1 pseudogene is annotated in these 284 nt (G+C 41.5%); it reads left to right on the forward strand.

Annotation, left to right across the window (positions count from 1 at the left end):
* Positions 1–26: 26 nt before the first annotated feature.
* Positions 27–284, forward strand: a pseudogene (locus LG649_RS16150) (molecular chaperone DjiA); the annotation flags it as partial.

Consider the following 284-nt stretch of genomic DNA (forward strand, 5'->3'; position numbering starts at 1 on the left):
TGTCGTATTAAAAACAAAAAAATTACATGAGTTTTTCAAAATGGATAGGCGCCTCAATTGGCTGGTCGTTTGGTGGTCCCGTTGGGGCAATAATTGGTTTAGCTTTAGGAAGTGTTATTGATGCTATGGCCAACGGGAAAGAAAACCCAATTATAGGCGAACGCCAAACAAGAGGTCAAGGCCGAGCTACCTATAGAACACAACCCAGACAACGCCCACAAACACAATCTGGCGATTTTGAGGTTAGTTTACTCATATTAGCATCGGTAATAATAAAAGCAGAC

It is taken from the genome of Neotamlana laminarinivorans, from assembly GCF_020523925.1.
Taxonomy (GTDB): Bacteria; Bacteroidota; Bacteroidia; order Flavobacteriales; family Flavobacteriaceae; genus Neotamlana; species Neotamlana laminarinivorans.